The sequence below is a fragment of the Neobacillus novalis NBRC 102450 genome (genome assembly GCF_001591805.1).
GTDB lineage: Bacteria > Bacillota > Bacilli > Bacillales > Cytobacillaceae > Neobacillus > Neobacillus novalis.
On the sequence record NZ_BCVP01000011.1, the window covers coordinates 33,405 to 49,985 of the forward strand.

Genomic DNA, 16,581 nt, shown 5'->3' on the forward strand with positions numbered 1-16,581 from the left:
CTATTTTTGAAAAAGCACGCGAAATTGCGTGTTTTTTTTATAAAATTAAGAAAAAAAAGGCACTATCCCTAAATTTCGGATAATGCTTCACAACTTGACCGTCACTTCTGTACCATCGTTTAATTTTGTTTCAACTAACGTTAACCCTTTATGCTCCACGAATGCCTTAAGCAGCAGATTTAGGTCATTCCTTTCTATTTGGGGGACTTTGAACTTCCTCCCCTCTTTTTCTATTGCCTGATTTACAAAACGATTAAATCTTTTTGAAGTGATAACAGTACTTACTAAATTTAGAACTGGGTAGGGAACAGGTACAGTAAACCTTTTATCTTTTACCTTCACTCGCACCATAAGCATCAGTTACTCAATCACTACGAACACTTTATCACCATTTGCCGAGGTGATATCGACAATTTGTCCGTCTAATTCATTTTCGATGGCTTCAATTAAGAGATCTACGTTAATATCCTTTACGTATTTTGCTGCTTCGGGAATTTTTTCAGCGATATTCGTTCCCACTTTAAGTACTGCCTTGACCAAATTAATTGGCAGATTTACGTTTACATTGTCACCTTTCTCTGAGGCGACTCGGATTTTTAATATTTTGTTACCGTAGGGGATTTCTTTTTGTAGTTTGACGGGCTGATCCTTCCCCTGCAAAACATTAATCAGCTCAGTTGCTTTTTCCTTATCCAGCTTCCCTTCTTCCACCATTGTTAACACCCTTGAAATTTCTTCCTTCATTTACGCTTCCCCCTCTTTTAATAAATGAATGGCCTCTTCAGCAGTAATTTCACCTTTTTCTAGCATAGAAACAACTTTCCGCTTATCGACTTCCGTCTTCTTACTTAATGCAACACCAAGAGAAGAAATAATATCATCCAATTTCCCTCGAACAGTTGGATACGAAATACCTAATTCTTTTTCAACTTCTTTAATATTTCCACGGCATTTTAGGAAAATCTCGATAAAATGGAGTTGCTCCTGACTTAGTGCTGCTAATTTTGAAAACTGAAATTCATTTTCCACTGTCGTTTGGCAATGGGTACATTGTAGCTTCATAATTTTTAATTGCTTACTGCACACAGGGCAATTTGTAATAACCGGATATGACATTTATTTCTCCTTTCCTTCTTTAACCATATAATACATCATTTACCCAAATATTTAAATATAAACATTAAAATATATTATAAAATTAATACAAAAACTTAATTTTATTTATCATGCAATTAATTTTAGTGATTCCGATATTTTTTCGCTAAAAAAAAGCAGACTCATGATTCGAGTCTGCTTTTTCAAGTTTATGCTTCTTCTGCCGTCCAAACATATAAATCTTCAATTCGGCAATTTAATTCTTTGGAGATTGTCATCGCATTATTTAAATTCATAACTCTCTTTGACAAGTAGTCATTGAGCTGATCCCTGGGTATATTTGTATTTAATTCCAAACTATCCAGGTCCATTCCTCTTTTTGCTAATAATTCTTTGAGGTTACTCTTTTTTGCTTTAAAATTTGTCAAAACGACACCTCACTTTAATAAAGCATACCATAGTTAGGTAATAATTCAAAATGAATGCCTTTATCCTTACCATTTTTCTAGTATCAGATGAATACATAGTAGTTCATTCATTTGTGTTATACTAAGAAGGGAATATAAAAGGGGTGTTAAATTTGAAAAACGCAAATAATCGATACAAATCCGGCCAGACTGTTAATATTATTGAAACGGGAGAGGCTGTCACAATTCTGAAATGGCAATATGTAAAAAATATGAAGAGATATTCTTATACCGTTAAAGAGCACCCGGAAACCTTTTATTTCGAGGAAGAATTACAAGATCTTTAATATGAAGTTTGCAGCAGCACCAGAAAGAAGACCAATTCGCTGAATTGGTCTTCTTCCTGTTTGATTTAAAATTCTGCATTTCCAGGTGTTCTTGGGAATGGGATAACGTCTCTGATGTTTGACATACCTGTTAAATACATAATTAAGCGCTCAAAACCAATCCCATAGCCCGAATGTTTTGTACCGCCGTATTTTCGGAGTTCAAGGTACCACCAATAATCTTCCTCGTTCATGCCAAGGTCTTTAATTTTTCCAGCTAAAATTTCTTCACGTTCTTCACGCTGGCTGCCGCCAATTAATTCTCCGATTCCAGGCACAAGTAAATCCATAGCAGCCACTGTTTTGTTATCTTCGTTTAACCTCATATAGAAGGCTTTAATTTCTTTTGGATAATCGGTGACAAATACTGGGCGTTTAAAGACATGTTCGCATAAATAACGTTCATGCTCTGTTTGCAGATCCACTCCCCATTCCACAGGGTAGGCAAACGTTTCTCCTGATTCGACTAACAACTTGATGGCCTCCGTATATGTCACACGGCCAAAGTTTGCCGTATAGGCATTATTAAGACGGTCTAATAACCCCTTTTCAATAAAGCTGTTAAAGAAATTCATTTCCTCAGGAGCTTGTTCTAGAACATAGCCAATTACGTATTTCACCATTTCTTCAGCTAAATCCATGGTATCAGGAAGCTCAGCAAAGGCTAGCTCTGGCTCAATCATCCAAAACTCTGCTGCATGTCGCGCTGTATTTGAATTCTCTGCCCTAAAAGTGGGTCCAAATGTATAGACATTCCGGAAAGCTAACGCAAAGGATTCTGCAGAAAGCTGCCCGCTAACGGTCAGATTGGTTTCTTTATTAAAGAAGTCCTTTGTTATATCCGTTTTACCTTCATCACTCTTTGGGGGATTATCCAAATCAAGAGTGGTTACACGGAACATTTCCCCCGCACCTTCTGTATCACTGCCTGTAATGATTGGTGAATGCACATAAACATAACCTTTATCTTGGAAAAATTTATGAATCGCATACGATGCAAGTGATCTCACGCGGAATACGGCTGAGAAAGTATTCGTTCTCGGTCTTAAATGCGCAATTGTTCGTAAATATTCAAATGAATGCTTTTTCTTTTGTAAAGGATAATCAACATTTGAAGTTCCTTCAACGACAATATTAGTTGCTTTGATTTCAAAAGGCTGCTTTGCTTGAGGAGTATAAATAAACTCTCCCTCAACCATTATCGATGAACTAATAGGAAGCTTGGCAATATCCTTAAAGTTCTCCAATTGCTCATCAAACACAATCTGGACACCTTTAAAAAAGCTGCCATCATTTAATTCAATGAATCCAAAGGTTTTGGAATCGCGAATGGTACGAATCCATCCAGTTAACTGTACTTTTTGTTCAATAAAGCTGTCGGTATTTCTGTACAAATCCTTAATTAAGGCCTGTTTCATTAGTTATCCTCCTAAATCATATGTAAAAAAGTAAAATACCTCCCACCCCATTGGGACGAAAGGTAAATTTCCATGGATCTCTCATCGTTTTTCTTTTATCCCTACAATATTATATAAAATGCACAACAAATAAGCAATATTCAACAAATTTTCAGGTATAGCTATTGTCAGATTTTTTCAATTTTTTTCAGAAAATTGGCAGGAATATCAACTATTGTGGCGAATTTGTAATTAGAAGTTCGATTCTTGATTAATAGGGAGTGTTTGTCGTGGACAAAGTTACCTGTATTGCGTATCTCCTTTACAAGTCTTCTAAGAATCAAGACATCCAAGATAAAGCCATTCAATTATTGAATGGCGATGTATCCATTCGTGAATTAAAAAGAAATGTTTCGATTCAAGCCCATCTGGTCGTTGCAGAATCCTTACTAAAAAAGAACAAAATAGACAAAAACAAGGTGCAATTGTTTGCCGAGGAATTTATGGTCATCGAGGTTTAAAGCTTCCTTTATGGAGGTTTTTTTTCAATCAGCATATTTTATAAGTTTGATTAATACAATAGATTGTTATGAAATTTTTGACAAACAAATAATATTTAATTTGTTAAGAAAGGTGATTTAATATGGTACAAGTAGAAGTTACAATAACGTTTGAAGGAAGAAACTATTTAACAAATGTCATTACGAATCAGGACACATCAGATGAAGAAATCCTTCGTCTTGCATATGAACAAGTTCAAAAACAATGGAAAAAATAACAGTTTACCATTGGTTAAATAAAACAGCGGCATATGCCGCTGTTTTCTGTTTATTCTGTAAGTATTTATTTTAACTCATACGCATCCATCGATACGAGATTTAATAACGGACTAATTTCACCTGTTGCGTACATATACAATTCATGCATGGCACGAGTACAGACAGTATAAAATAACTTCCGTTCACTTTCACGCTTATACTCCGAACAATCGTAAAGAATGACCGCATCAAATTCAATCCCTTTTGCCAGATAGGATGGGATAACCAGAATTCCTTTTTCATAAGAAACCGTTCCTTTTTCAATTAAATAAACGGGAACTTCACTTTTAAGTGCTTCAAAAACTAGTTTACTTTCTGCAGCAGTCCTACAAATAACAGCAATAGTGCGATGGCCCTCATTTAGATATTCCTTCATTTTTTCTAAAATCAAATGGTTGATCCTTGTCCTTGTTGTTCGTTCAATAACAGGCTTCCTTCCTTTTCGGTTAAATGGTTCGATCTTTCCCCCTCCATCAATCAAACCGCTTGTGAACTCAACTATTTCCCTTGTTGAACGGTAGGTCTTTGTCAAAACAAACGTTTCAACTTCCTCACCTCTCAAATCCAAATCCGTTAAAACGGTCGCAGATCCCGTCGCACCTGAAAAAATCGCTTGATTAAAATCACCGAGCATCGTCATTTTGCTATAAGGAAAAAGCAATTGAATAAAGGCAAACTGGAACGGAGAATAATCCTGGGCTTCATCAATAAATATATGGCGGATGGCAGTGTTCGATTTCCGGCCTTCAATTAAATCTTGAAGGTATACGTAAGGAGTTGCATCTTCATAAGGAATTTCCAGCTTGTTTAATCGCTTCACTGTTTCATTGCAAATATTACCCCATTCCGGTGGCAGTCCTTCAACGCTTCGCCAATCTTGCTCAAATAAATGACTATAAATACCTGACTTGTCGATAAACTTCAACCTCTTTACCCTGTTAAATAATGGCCTGAATTTTTCTTTCAACACCATTTGGGCTAGGAGCTTTTGTTCTTGCTCAAAATCATCAAATGTATTATCTGAAAAGCGGTTTTTTTCCTGCATTTTCTTGAATGCTTCAAGATAATCCTCTTTTTCAAGAAACTGAATTTCTTCCTCCACCCAGCTTTGCGACCGTTCCCTTCTTACAACTCGCTTCAATTCCTTTAAAAGCCACTCCTTAACCAGCTCCATCCGATTAGAAATAGAAAAGCTTTCATCTAAAGAATAAAAATAATCATGGATTTCATTTTTCGAGAATAAAACATCCCCTCTAAACGATAAATCCTTAAACAATAATCCATGTTTTGACAGAGACGAGGCATATTGATCAATCAACTTTTTAAAATCAAGACTTGCCTTATAGCGAATTCCTGCAACCCTAGTTGTATATAATTCGTCTTCTTTCCCATTAAGTAGGTACTCCATTTGGCTGAATGAATCCTGGGCAACAAAATCACGATCTAATCGATGATTTAAATACTCCATGAACGTGGCTTGCTGCATATTCTCTTCTCCAAGCTCGGGCAGCACTGTCGCAACATAGCTATTAAACATTGGGTTTGGAGAAAATAGCATAATATTTTCCGACTTTAGCGTATCGCGATAGCGATAAAGCAAATAGGCAACTCGCTGCAATGCAGCTGAGGTCTTACCGCTTCCGGCCACACCTTGAACAATGAGCAATTTACTCCGCTCATTCCGGATAATTTGGTTTTGCTCACGTTGAATCGTGGCAACGATACTTTTCATTTGGGTACTGGCGTTATTTCCAAGTACTTCTTGAAGCATTTCATCACCAATCGTTACCCCTGTATCAAACATCCCCTTAATTTCCGAACCCCTTATAATAAATTGCCGTTTTAATTCCATTTCACCTTCGATATTTCCGTCTAAGGTTTTATACTTGGCGGGACCCGGAGAATAGTCATAATACAGGCTCGAAATCGGGGCTCGCCAGTCATAGATTAAGAAGTTCTCATCCTGTTCATCCATGAACGAAGCAATCCCTAAATAAACTTGGTCTGCCGACTTTTCCCCCTCTTCCCAAAAATCAATACGGCCGAAGTAGGGGGAATATTTTAGCCTAGCAAGGGTTTTGAGATGGTGATCTAATTGTTTATGCGTCCGTTCACGCTCTGAAAGGAATTCAGCTTGTTGCTTAATACTTGCCGCCGTCTCTATTGCGTCATCTGGGTCATCCATATTGACGGTAACATCTTCCCAAAAGGTTTTCCGAATCTCGAGAACGTCTGAGCTGACTTTGCCGGCATTTTGTGTTAATTTACTTACCTTTTTATCAATTTCATTAACAACTAAATTGACTCGTTGCTGTTCCAATTGCCAGTCTCTGCTTTGAACATCGCTCATGAAACCACTCTCCAGCTAAAATTTTGATCCAATAGGTTGACAACCACAAATAGATGTGTTAATGTTATTATAGAGCAATTATGCAAATGAACATAATAACATTTTGTGCCAAATTTTATTTTATCATGCTCCTATTTTATTTTCAATAATATCCGAGTAAAAAAACGCCATATAGGCGTTTTTTTTTTTTGAAAAATTTCCGAATACACTCTTCCCTTCTTTTTCTCTTACACACACCCGCTTTATCTATTCCCTAATATATTTTTTTAAAAAACAATTGACAATATAGTGACTAACATCATATAATTTATCTTGAATTAGGTTATTTTAATTTCGAGATAAATAATTTCAAACCAAAAAGGGAGAGATTTATAATGACAAAAACAAAATGGGCTCTTGATGCTTCACACAGCAGTGTTGATTTTTCTGTTCGTCACATGATGATTGCCAACGTGAAAGGAACTTTTAATAGCTTCAATGCAACGATTGAAGCAGATCCAACTGATTTAACGACTGCAAACATCGAATTTTCAGTTGATACAGCAAGTGTTGACACTCGCAGTAAAGATCGTGATGGTCACTTGGTTTCTGCAGATTTCTTTGATGTTGAAAATCACCCAACAATGACCTTCAAAGCAACGAACATTGAAAAAACAGATGATGATGAATACAACGTGACTGGCGATTTAACACTTCGTGGTACCACAAAACCAGAAACTTTTGCAGTAACTTTCGAAGGTCAAGGAAAAGATCCATGGGGTAATGAAAAAGTGGGCTTTAGCGCAGTAGGAACCATTAACCGTTCTGATTATGGCCTAGTATGGAACGCAGCTCTTGAAACTGGCGGTGTACTTGTTGCGGAAAAAGTAAAAATCAGCCTGCAACTTCAAGCAGCAAAAGCTGAATAATAGCAAAAGCTCTCCTTTTCAGGAGAGCTTTTTTTCTTAGTTATTTAGTTCGGATTTCAAAAAACTTGCGAGCTCGAGCATGCCGAATTTTCCTGCCTTTGCTTCTGCATCTGAATTATAGTTCGTATTCGTATTGATATCATAAGTATAAATTTCTCCCGCTGAATTACGGATAAATTCAATCCCGGCAACTTGAATGTGATTAGCAGCAAGTGCCTGCTCATATTTTTTTAGGATGGGATCTGAAAAACCTTCGATAATTTCGAATTTTGGTTTTCCTTCTTTTTCTTCACCTACAGGACAGTATAAGTCTCCAATTTGACAGGCATCCGCCGGGCATAGCTGAAAGCCCTCAGAAGTATCCACTTCCACTGCATAGACGAACTTCCCGCCGACAAATTCACAACGTGTAATAACACTCTCCGGTGCTTGAATATACTCTTGGATCAAGGTAATTCCATCCACTGGTTCTTCGAATGCAGGACCTTCTACATAGTTTTTCAACCCATCGATGGTTTGAAACAACTGGACTCCAAGCCCTTTTCCTGCACGGTTATGTTTGGTAATAAACGGTGTATCCAAAAATTCAGCTGCCGCCTCCAGGATTTGCCCCTTCCCCACTGCAGCAATTGTTCGTGGTGTTTGAATGCCAAATTTATTTAGTTCTAAGTATTGGAGCACCTTACTGACCTCAAGCTGAAGAGCCCGCGTACCATTCACTACCTTTCGGCCATGTGTCTCAAGCCAAGCAAGGACCTGCGCAGTAAACTCTGGTGCAAAGCGGTGTCCCCTAGTATGTGAGGATGCACTCATACGATAATAAAAAACCCCTTCCGGTGGTTCTTTTGATAAATCCAGACGGCCACTGTCTAAATGCCACTCTTCATATGGAACACCTAGTTCATCGAGGCACTTTGTTAAATGAATGGTCCATTCACTATTTTCGTGGATGATATATACTTTTTTCAAATGAAATTCTCCCCTCGTGCTCCCACATGCACTGTTTCTTCTCCAGCCAGGACCTTGATTACCAGCCTGGCTTATTTCCTAAATCAATTGTACCTTTTATTCTAAAATGATTTTGGCGATTTGTGAAGATGTTCCACAATATTGTTCGGGTCATATTTCTGTTTATTTTAGGGAAATTAATTACTATTAGCATCACAAAGGAGTGATAATAAATTCATTACCGGATAGGTAAAATAATTAGCAGAGAAACGCTTAATTGGTTGATATCTTCCTCTCTAAAAGGAATTTCTCAAGTTATTTTGATTGAAAATGCAGTCACTGGATTCATAATATTAATTGCGATCATGGTGTCTTCCGTGCCTATGGGAATTATTTCCCTTTTATCATCCATCACTGGAACGCTAATTGGAAAATTAGGGGGAGCAGATGGAAGGACTGTTAACCAAGGAATTTATGGGTATAACTCAGTGCTGACCGGAATGGCCCTATCCTTGTTTCTAAGAGGCGATAACCGCTGGATTATTGCCTTAGCTGGTGCCGCACTCGCAGCCATATTTACAGCAGCAATGATTCATATCATGAGGCAATTTGGGCTCCCAGTTCTCACTTTTCCTTTTATTATCTTAACATGGTTTTTATTGCTGACTGCTTACCGCTTAGTTTCATTTAAAATTGATCCTAAGCTTGCACCACAATCATTAGCTAATTGGACACTAATAATAAAAGGCGAGACAAATTGGCTTGACGGAGCCGTTAATGGAATGGGGCAAATTTTCTTTCTTGATAATAACTGGTCTGGAATTTTGCTTTATATTGCCATATTTTGGGCAGGGTGGAGATTCGGGCTTTATGCAATTATAGGAAATGGTGTAGCATTACTGACCTCGTATGCACTCGGGGGAGAACACAATTTGATATTTATGGGGTTTTATGGATATAACGCGATCTTAACCATGATCGCCGTAGCTATTGTTTTTAAAGAGGGTCATCGATATGCACTTTTATATGGCATTTTGGCAGCTTGTTTAACTGTTCCCCTTACTGCCAGTGTTGTTACCTGGCTTTTACCATATGGACTTCCAGCACTGACAATGCCTTTTGTTTTCTGTACATGGCTTCTCCTCGGTGCAATGAAAACCCTCCGGTCTATTTGAAGAAAAAACAAAGCATCCCGGACCAAAGTTCGGGAGCTTTGTTTCATTTTACTAGATGACCTTTCATCATATTAAAAACCTTGGACTCTACAGCATCGAGAAAACCTTCATCATGCTTTTGCTTAGGATGGGGATGATACCAATGTATTTTATCACCATGGACCATACCCTTATAATCATGACCTTGTATCCTTAAAGAAAAGTGAGGGCGTTCATGTACTTGCCCTTTGAATAGATGGTTTACTTTAAATTTTTCAAACATAAAGCACCCCCTATATATATATTTACTATTAAGTTTTTCCATTTACTTAATATGATATTCGCATGGCTAAATAGACCATTATCTACACAAAAACCCCGATATCCTAAATTTAATCCACTGGGTCGTAACTATTAATATTTTCTAAGAAAGCTTGGTTCTGTATTAAACCATTCCTGACTAACCATACGGTGTAATTCAGAAAAAAGTTTTTCAATTACTTGTGTCGAATGAGCTAACACACGGATTATCAATCCTGGAACCGCAAGTAAGGATAGTCCAAGTTTATAATCATCTGAATTCATATCAATCGCGGAGTATAACTGATCGAGCAGGGAACTGTTCGTTTGTTTCCCTACTACAATCATGGAACCTAAATGCGAAAATCCCTCCATGAATCCAAGTCCCTTCATATTTTGCGTAGCAGGATTTAATCTAATATGATCATAAACCACTAATTCATTATCCACGTAGATCTCATTTAATAACTGGACCGTTTGATAACTAAATCGTTCTCCGTCTGGTGACCAGCCTGGAGTAACAATGTCAGAATAAAGGAAAGTGGCTGTCTTATCCATTCGAATCACATTTTTTTGTTTGTATTTTGCATTTTGGTAGGCAATCAGCGGATCAGGGAGATACTCAAGATAACTTCCCGGTTGAAGGGAAATCTCTGCTTCTTGATAGGCAAAATTATTGGGTGTTTTATACACTTTTGTAGCAGACTGTGTTGTTAGCGTTAGCTTAGCCTTTTCCGCAAGTGAGATTTTCATTTGATAACGGTCCCCATCTAAATACCCGCCGCCCGGGTTTAATAAATAATAACAAGCTTGGCCGGATTCATCATGGTAAATAGGGCGCATAACTTTAAATGCGCCCTGAAAATATACTTTCTTTGCGACCGTTTTTCCTTTTCTGTCTTCCACTTCTAAGTTTAATGCACCCGTCCAATCCCCCATCTTAGGCCAATCCTTTTAATAGTGCATTTTGCTTTAACCAATCGATAACATTATCAAGACCTGTGTTGTCTTTTAAATTGGTAAAAGCAAATGGTTTATCCCCGCGGAAAGTTTTTGTATCTGATTCCATGACCTCAAGACTTGCTCCCACATGCGGTGCTAAATCCGTTTTATTAATGACAAATAAATCGGATTTAATCATTCCCTGTCCGCCTTTTCGCGGAATTTTTTCTCCCTGGGCAACATCAATAATGTAGATAGAAAAATCGACTAATTCCGGGCTGAATGTTGCCGCTAGATTATCTCCGCCGCTTTCTACAAAAATAAGTTCTAAATCCGGATGTTTTTCTTTTAATTCATCTATTGCTGAAAAATTCATCGAAGCATCTTCGCGAATGGCAGTATGCGGACATCCCCCTGTTTCTACACCTATAATACGATCCGCGGGGAGTACACCATTTTGGATTAAAAATTTTGCATCTTCTTTTGTATAAATATCGTTTGTAACCACAGCCATACTTATTTGATCATTAAAATGACGAGTTAACTTTTCCACTAGCATGGTTTTTCCTGCGCCAACAGGGCCTCCAACGCCAATTTTAATTGGTTCCATAAAAACACACTTCCCTTCCTCATTTATGACATAAAAATACGAATATTAATTCGCTCATGCATCATTTGTGACAACTCTAAACCAGGTGAGACAAGACCAAAATCTTCTTCATCTAGCTGCCCGATTGTTGTAGCGGCCTTGGCTAAATCACCTTGAATCTGGTGAATAATTTTTTGTCCGGCTGTCTGCCCTAATGGGATTGCCCGGACAGCATTTTGAACAAGACTGGAAACAACAGAATACAGGTAAAACAAAGTGGTCTCGGCTTTTGAAACCTTAAGGTAATGTGCAATCATCGTAAAAACAATTGCTGGATGGCCAAAAGATTGCTTGGCACCAATCCTTTTTCTGTAAATTGAAAGTATGGGGTCATCATATAATGACTCGACCAGATTTAACATCCGCTCGCCCATTCTTTGCGTGCCTTCCCTGGTTTCACGGGGTAAATTTTGTACTGTCAATAAACGGTCCAACTTCCACACTTTTTGAAGATCCTCCTCCTCCAACGCTTGATAAACAAGGTGACATGCCAGCCCATCTGAATAGATGAGCTGCTCATTCAAATACACCCGAAGCCACTCGGAGAATGTTTCTTGATTATGTACCTTATTCTCTTGAATATAACTCTCGAGACCGTAGGAATGACTAAAAGCCCCGGTTGGAAAGTTGGAATCACAAAGCTGAAATAACGAAAGTTTATGCTCCATGACTATGTCCAATATGACGGAACGCCTGCTTCACTTTTCGTTCTTCCCGCTTAAAAGGAATTTGCAATTCCTTTAAAAGCTCTTCTACAAGGTAATCGTATTGAACCATCATCTCGTTATCTGCAAATTGGGCAGGCAGGTGTCGATTTCCTAATTGATGGGCAATCGTGCCCATTTCTGTTAAACTGCGCGGACTAATCACTATTAAGTCATCGGCGACCACATCAATCACAATCATATTGTGTTCATCCATATACAATATATCGCCTGCAACCAGGTCCCGTGGATCTTTTAATCGAATACCAATTTCCCGGCCATGGTCTGTTTTAACCCGTTGAATCCGTTTCACTAGATGAGCACTTTCAAGGTAAACCTTTTCAATATGACGATTGATTAGCTCTTTTTTTTCCAAACTTTCAATATTTGTTTCGATTCTTTCAATAATCAATATCTTCACCTCAGAATAGGAAATATCGTTGTGCCATTGGTACTTGATCCACCGGATCACATGTGATTAGTTCCCCGTTGACCCGTACCTCGTACGTTTGTGGATCCACAGATAGTTCAGGTGTTTCAGAGTTAAGCTTCATGTCTTTTTTGGTTAATTTTCTAATTCCGTGAACGGGCAGGATGATTTTTTCTAAGCCAAGTTTTTCATGTACTTTCCCTTCAAATGCGGCTTGGGAAATGAACGTTATGGAACCTTTTTGTAATGCTTTTCCATAGGCAGCATACATTGGACGGCATATTATCGGTTGCGGGGTTGGAATTGAAGCGTTTGCATCACCCATCATCCCATATACAATGAATCCACTCTTTAGAACGAGTTCTGGTTTCACACCAAAAAACGCCGGTGACCACACCACAAGATCCGCGATTTTTCCTACTTCTATAGATCCGACATGATCAGCGATTCCATGGGTAATCGCAGGATTTATCGTATATTTCGCGATATAACGCTTTGCTCGATGATTATCAGATAGCTTGCTATCCCCTTGCATCGAGCCTCTCTGTTTTTTCATTTTATCTGCCACTTGCCAGGTCCGAATAACCACCTCGCCAATACGCCCCATTGCCTGTGCATCTGAACTGGTCATGCTGAAAATCCCCATGTCCTGAAGGATGTCTTCAGCAGCAATTGTTTCTTTTCTAATCCGTGAATCGGCAAAGGCTATATCTTCAGGTACCGATGGATTTAAGTGATGGCAAACCATTAGCATATCTAAATGTTCATCGACGGTGTTAACGGTATAGGGCATTGTTGGATTTGTTGATGACGGCAGAACATTCATATAGCTGGCTGCCTTGATTAAGTCCGGAGCATGTCCGCCGCCTGCACCTTCCGTATGATACAAGTGAATAACCCGGTCCTTAATCGCAGCCATCGTGTTTTCAACAAACCCTGCCTCATTCAAGGTGTCTGCATGAAGGGCCACTTGCACATCATATTTGTCTGCCACCTTCAATGAATGGTCAATGGCTGAAGGTGTTGCGCCCCAGTCTTCATGAACTTTTAGTCCGATTGCACCTGCTTGTATTTGTTCTGCCAAAGGTTCTTCGGTTGCAGCTTGTCCTTTACCCGTTAATCCAACGTTAATTGGTAGCCCCTCTACTGCTTCAAGCATTCGGTGTATATTCCATTCTCCAGGAGTGACTGTAGTGGCCCTTGAGCCTGCCGTTGCTCCTGTACCACCGCCTATTAAAGTTGTCATCCCCGCCGTGAGTGCAACATCCACTTGTGCTGGATTAATAAAATGCACATGTGTGTCAATTCCGCCTGCAGTCACAATCATACCCTCACCGGCAATAATATCTGTTGAGGCACCGATAATGATATCGACTCCATCCATCACCAGTGGGTTTCCGCTTTTACCGATTCCTGCAATTTTCCCGCCACGAATCGCGATATCTGCTTTATAGATTCCTGTGTAATCTAAAATAACAGCATTTGTAATGACCACATCAGGTATTCCATCCCCCCGAGTTACAAGCGGATGCTGCCCCATCCCATCACGAATCACTTTACCGCCGCCAAAAACGACCTCGTCACCGTAGGTAGTATGATCCTTCTCAATTTGAATAAATAAATTCGTATCTGCAAGCCGAATGGAATCACCTGTAGTTGGTCCGTACATTTGGGCATATTGTTTTCTTGTCATTTTAAAGCTCATTTTCCACACCCGCTTTCTACAGAACCATCGGTTTTATTATTAAATCCGTAAACTTTCCTTTCGCCGGCGAAACAGACCAATTCTATTTCTTTTTCATCACCAGGTTCGAAACGAACGGCAGCACCAGCGGGGACATTCAATCTTTTACCGAAGGCTTCATCCCGATTGAATCGCAAGGCTTCATTCACTTCAAAAAAATGAAAATGAGAACCTATTTGGACTGGCCGGTCTCCCGTATTAGTTACTTTTAGCCTAGATTTATCTCTTCCCTCATTACAAATAATCGGTTCCTCTTTTAAAAACAATTGCCCTGGTTCCATTTCATTTTCCATTATTTATACCTCCCGCTCCATTATCGAATCGGATCATGAACGGTCACTAATTTCGTTCCATCCGGAAAAGTAGCCTCTACTTGAATGTCATCAATGATATCTGCAATACCTTCGATAACATCTTCACGCCTCAGAATAGTGGCACCAAATTCCATTAATTCCGCCACAGTTCTTCCATCCCTTGCTCCCTCTAACACTTCATTGGTGATAAGTGCCACTGCTTCGGGATAATTTAATTTCAAGCCTCTTTCTCTTCTTCTTTTAGCAACATCGGCTGCGACAACAATCATGAGCTTGTCAATCTCGCGGGGTACCAATTGCATTGAAAAGCCTCCTTTGGAAATTTAGTCCAATTATTTACCCATCCTTCAATAAAAATCTCCATATTGTGTTCTTTTTAAACAGGGGGAAAATTTATTAATTAAATAAAACGAAAAAAGGCTGATTTAAATCAGCCTTTTTCATTGTATTTCGGTCTTTTAAAGGCGAATACTTACACCCATTTAAACTATCATTCGAAACGAAATAATGGTGACATATCTTCCCTTATATGGTTTGTATAGAAATAATCATTACTTGCTTTATCATAAACATAATCCTTTTTCCAATCGTCAATGTTTATAATAATTTCTTTGATAGCCTTTACAAACAACAGGATCTCCTCATTTGTCATAATTGGATGCAGGGAGAATCGAACCCACCCTGGTTTATCTGACAAATCACCAAGATTAATTTTTTCGGTAATCTGCTTAGAAGCTTCTTTATTAAGATGAAATAAATGATGCCCGTAAGTACCTGCACAAGAACAACCGCCTCTTACTTGAAAGCCAAACCGATCATTTAGCAAGCGAACGATTAAATTATAATGAATGTCTTTAATTGAAAACGAAATAATACCTAAGCGGTCCCTTAAATGACCGTCCAATAAGTGAAATCCTGGAATTCCTTCTAAATGAGGCAATAATAAATTTAACTGTTCCTTCTCTCTATTTAAAATATTTTCAACGCCCATTCGGTCTTTCAAATTCAAGCAAAGTGCAGTACGAATCGCTTGCAGGATCCCGGGTGTCCCTCCATCCTCACGCAGCTCAATATCAGTGTAATATTGGTGTTCACCCCATGGATTTGTCCAGGTAACTGTTCCCCCGCCGGGATGGTCAGGAATCTTATTGGTATAAAGCCTTTTATCAAAAACTAAGACACCGCTTGATCCCGGCCCCCCCAAAAACTTGTGTGGTGAGAAGAATACCGCATCCAGTTTTTCCAAAGGATCCTTCGGATGCATGTCAATAGCAGCATATGGTGCTGATGCTGCAAAATCAACAAAACAAATTCCACCATGCTGATGCATAATTTTTGCTAATTGATGATAAGGGGTTTTAATCCCTGTTACATTCGAACAGGCAGTAAAGGAGCCAACTTTCAACCGGCGATCCTTATAGCGATGAAGGAGCTGCTCCAGTTGATTGACATCCACTTCTCCATTCACATCAGGTCCTACTACCACCACATCTCCAAGCGTTTCCAGCCAAATGGTATGGTTCGAATGATGTTCCATATGCGTTATGAAAATAACGGGTCTTTCGCTATCAGAAAGCTGAAGCAGCAACCGTTTTTTCCACTTTTCATGTACCCTGAGTCCTAATATCCGCTGAAATTTATTAATCACAGAGGTCATCCCAAAGCCATCGAGGATAACAGCATCATACTTACCCGCATTTACATGTTCCTTAATAATGCTCTTCGATTGCTTATATATCCCTGTCATCATTAAGCTGGTTATATTTGATTCCGTGTGTGTATTGGCCATAAAAGGGCCGAATACCTCAGAAATCTTCTGCTCGATTGGCCGGTAAAGACGCCCGCTTGCCACCCAGTCCGCATAAATAATTTTCTTTTTTCCAAAAGGGGACTCAAATTCTTGATCCATCCCAATCACCTGTGAACGGAAGGTTTGAAAATATTTCTCGAGGTTATTCGGAACTCGATAGGTTTTGCTTCCTATAGTTGCGGTGATCATTTGTTTCACACCTCACAAATCAGTCCTGCTAATCAA

21 protein-coding genes are annotated in these 16,581 nt (G+C 38.9%); 5 read left to right on the top strand and 16 right to left on the bottom strand.

Annotated elements, in window-relative coordinates; translation table 11 throughout:
- Nucleotides 1–87: 87 nt before the first annotated feature.
- The 4 genes from BANVL01_RS09910 to BANVL01_RS09925 form a co-directional block, all read right to left on the bottom strand.
- Nucleotides 88–351 (bottom strand): hypothetical protein, encoded by a 264-nt coding sequence (locus BANVL01_RS09910; protein ID WP_235845527.1) that lies wholly within the window; start codon nucleotides 349–351, stop codon nucleotides 88–90.
- 9 nt (nucleotides 352–360) lie between these two features.
- Nucleotides 361–744, bottom strand: a complete 384-nt coding sequence (locus BANVL01_RS09915) for an SHOCT-like domain-containing protein (protein ID WP_066088572.1) — start codon at nucleotides 742–744, stop codon at nucleotides 361–363.
- Nucleotides 745–1,116 carry a DUF2089 domain-containing protein gene (locus BANVL01_RS09920; protein WP_066088574.1) on the bottom strand — a complete coding sequence of 124 codons (372 nt, stop codon included), beginning with the start codon at nucleotides 1,114–1,116 and terminating at the stop codon, nucleotides 745–747.
- A 188-nt stretch (nucleotides 1,117–1,304) separates the two neighbouring features.
- On the bottom strand, nucleotides 1,305–1,523 hold the full coding sequence (locus tag BANVL01_RS09925; protein WP_066088576.1) for a helix-turn-helix domain-containing protein: 219 nt from the start codon (nucleotides 1,521–1,523) through the stop codon (nucleotides 1,305–1,307).
- 152 nt (nucleotides 1,524–1,675) lie between these two features.
- On the opposite strand from BANVL01_RS09925, the gene BANVL01_RS27745 reads away from it, so the two are divergent.
- A complete protein-coding gene (locus tag BANVL01_RS27745; protein ID WP_024028940.1) occupies nucleotides 1,676–1,849 on the top strand; it encodes a hypothetical protein in 174 nt (57 codons plus the stop codon).
- A 65-nt stretch (nucleotides 1,850–1,914) separates the two neighbouring features.
- On the opposite strand, the gene asnS is transcribed toward BANVL01_RS27745, so the two are convergent.
- A complete protein-coding gene (asnS, locus tag BANVL01_RS09930; protein ID WP_066088578.1) occupies nucleotides 1,915–3,306 on the bottom strand; it encodes an asparagine--tRNA ligase in 1,392 nt (463 codons plus the stop codon).
- Between the two features lie 269 nt (nucleotides 3,307–3,575).
- Between asnS and BANVL01_RS09935 the strand changes: the two genes are divergently transcribed.
- Complete coding sequence (locus tag BANVL01_RS09935) at nucleotides 3,576–3,806, top strand: hypothetical protein (RefSeq protein ID WP_066088580.1); 231 nt, start codon at nucleotides 3,576–3,578, stop codon at nucleotides 3,804–3,806.
- A gap of 122 nt (nucleotides 3,807–3,928) precedes the next feature.
- On the top strand, nucleotides 3,929–4,063 hold the full coding sequence (locus BANVL01_RS09940; protein WP_034724229.1) for a BA3454 family stress response protein: 135 nt from the start codon (nucleotides 3,929–3,931) through the stop codon (nucleotides 4,061–4,063).
- Nucleotides 4,064–4,128: 65 nt separating this feature from the next.
- On the opposite strand, the gene helD is transcribed toward BANVL01_RS09940, so the two are convergent.
- Nucleotides 4,129–6,453: an RNA polymerase recycling motor HelD gene (gene helD, locus BANVL01_RS09945; RefSeq protein ID WP_066088583.1), complete on the bottom strand. Its 2,325-nt coding sequence runs from the start codon at nucleotides 6,451–6,453 to the stop codon at nucleotides 4,129–4,131.
- A 374-nt stretch (nucleotides 6,454–6,827) separates the two neighbouring features.
- On the opposite strand from helD, the gene BANVL01_RS09950 reads away from it, so the two are divergent.
- Nucleotides 6,828–7,361 (top strand): YceI family protein, encoded by a 534-nt coding sequence (locus BANVL01_RS09950; RefSeq protein ID WP_066088586.1) that lies wholly within the window; start codon nucleotides 6,828–6,830, stop codon nucleotides 7,359–7,361.
- A gap of 36 nt (nucleotides 7,362–7,397) precedes the next feature.
- On the opposite strand, the gene BANVL01_RS09955 is transcribed toward BANVL01_RS09950, so the two are convergent.
- Nucleotides 7,398–8,330, bottom strand: coding sequence for an ATP-grasp domain-containing protein (locus BANVL01_RS09955; protein ID WP_066088590.1), 933 nt, complete (start codon nucleotides 8,328–8,330; stop codon nucleotides 7,398–7,400).
- A 260-nt stretch (nucleotides 8,331–8,590) separates the two neighbouring features.
- Here BANVL01_RS09955 and BANVL01_RS09960 point away from each other — a divergent pair, with 260 nt between their 5' ends.
- Nucleotides 8,591–9,484, top strand: coding sequence for an urea transporter (locus tag BANVL01_RS09960; protein WP_235845528.1), 894 nt, complete (start codon nucleotides 8,591–8,593; stop codon nucleotides 9,482–9,484).
- A gap of 43 nt (nucleotides 9,485–9,527) precedes the next feature.
- Here BANVL01_RS09960 and BANVL01_RS09965 read toward each other — a convergent pair whose 3' ends face one another.
- The 9 genes from BANVL01_RS09965 to BANVL01_RS10005 form a co-directional block, all read right to left on the bottom strand.
- On the bottom strand, nucleotides 9,528–9,746 hold the full coding sequence (locus BANVL01_RS09965; RefSeq protein WP_066088596.1) for a hypothetical protein: 219 nt from the start codon (nucleotides 9,744–9,746) through the stop codon (nucleotides 9,528–9,530).
- Nucleotides 9,747–9,877: 131 nt separating this feature from the next.
- Nucleotides 9,878–10,702, bottom strand: a complete 825-nt coding sequence (locus tag BANVL01_RS09970) for an urease accessory protein UreD (RefSeq protein ID WP_066088599.1) — start codon at nucleotides 10,700–10,702, stop codon at nucleotides 9,878–9,880.
- Between the two features lies 1 nt (nucleotide 10,703).
- Entirely contained in the window at nucleotides 10,704–11,315 is a 612-nt protein-coding gene (gene ureG / locus BANVL01_RS09975) for an urease accessory protein UreG (protein ID WP_066088602.1), read from the bottom strand.
- Nucleotides 11,316–11,338: 23 nt separating this feature from the next.
- A complete protein-coding gene (locus BANVL01_RS09980) occupies nucleotides 11,339–12,022 on the bottom strand; it encodes an urease accessory protein UreF (protein WP_066088605.1) in 684 nt (227 codons plus the stop codon).
- On the bottom strand, nucleotides 12,012–12,470 hold the full coding sequence (gene ureE, locus BANVL01_RS09985; RefSeq protein ID WP_066088608.1) for an urease accessory protein UreE: 459 nt from the start codon (nucleotides 12,468–12,470) through the stop codon (nucleotides 12,012–12,014). Before ureE ends, BANVL01_RS09980 begins: the two co-directional genes overlap by 11 nt.
- A 10-nt stretch (nucleotides 12,471–12,480) precedes the next feature.
- Complete coding sequence (gene ureC / locus BANVL01_RS09990; RefSeq protein WP_066088611.1) at nucleotides 12,481–14,193, bottom strand: urease subunit alpha; 1,713 nt, start codon at nucleotides 14,191–14,193, stop codon at nucleotides 12,481–12,483.
- Nucleotides 14,190–14,513, bottom strand: a complete 324-nt coding sequence (locus BANVL01_RS09995) for an urease subunit beta (RefSeq protein WP_066096668.1) — start codon at nucleotides 14,511–14,513, stop codon at nucleotides 14,190–14,192. The genes ureC and BANVL01_RS09995 overlap by 4 nt, the downstream gene beginning before the upstream one ends.
- A 32-nt stretch (nucleotides 14,514–14,545) precedes the next feature.
- A complete protein-coding gene (locus BANVL01_RS10000; protein WP_066088614.1) occupies nucleotides 14,546–14,848 on the bottom strand; it encodes an urease subunit gamma in 303 nt (100 codons plus the stop codon).
- 188 nt (nucleotides 14,849–15,036) lie between these two features.
- Entirely contained in the window at nucleotides 15,037–16,545 is a 1,509-nt protein-coding gene (locus BANVL01_RS10005; protein WP_066088617.1) for an aminotransferase class V-fold PLP-dependent enzyme, read from the bottom strand.
- Nucleotides 16,546–16,581: the final 36 nt, after the last annotated feature.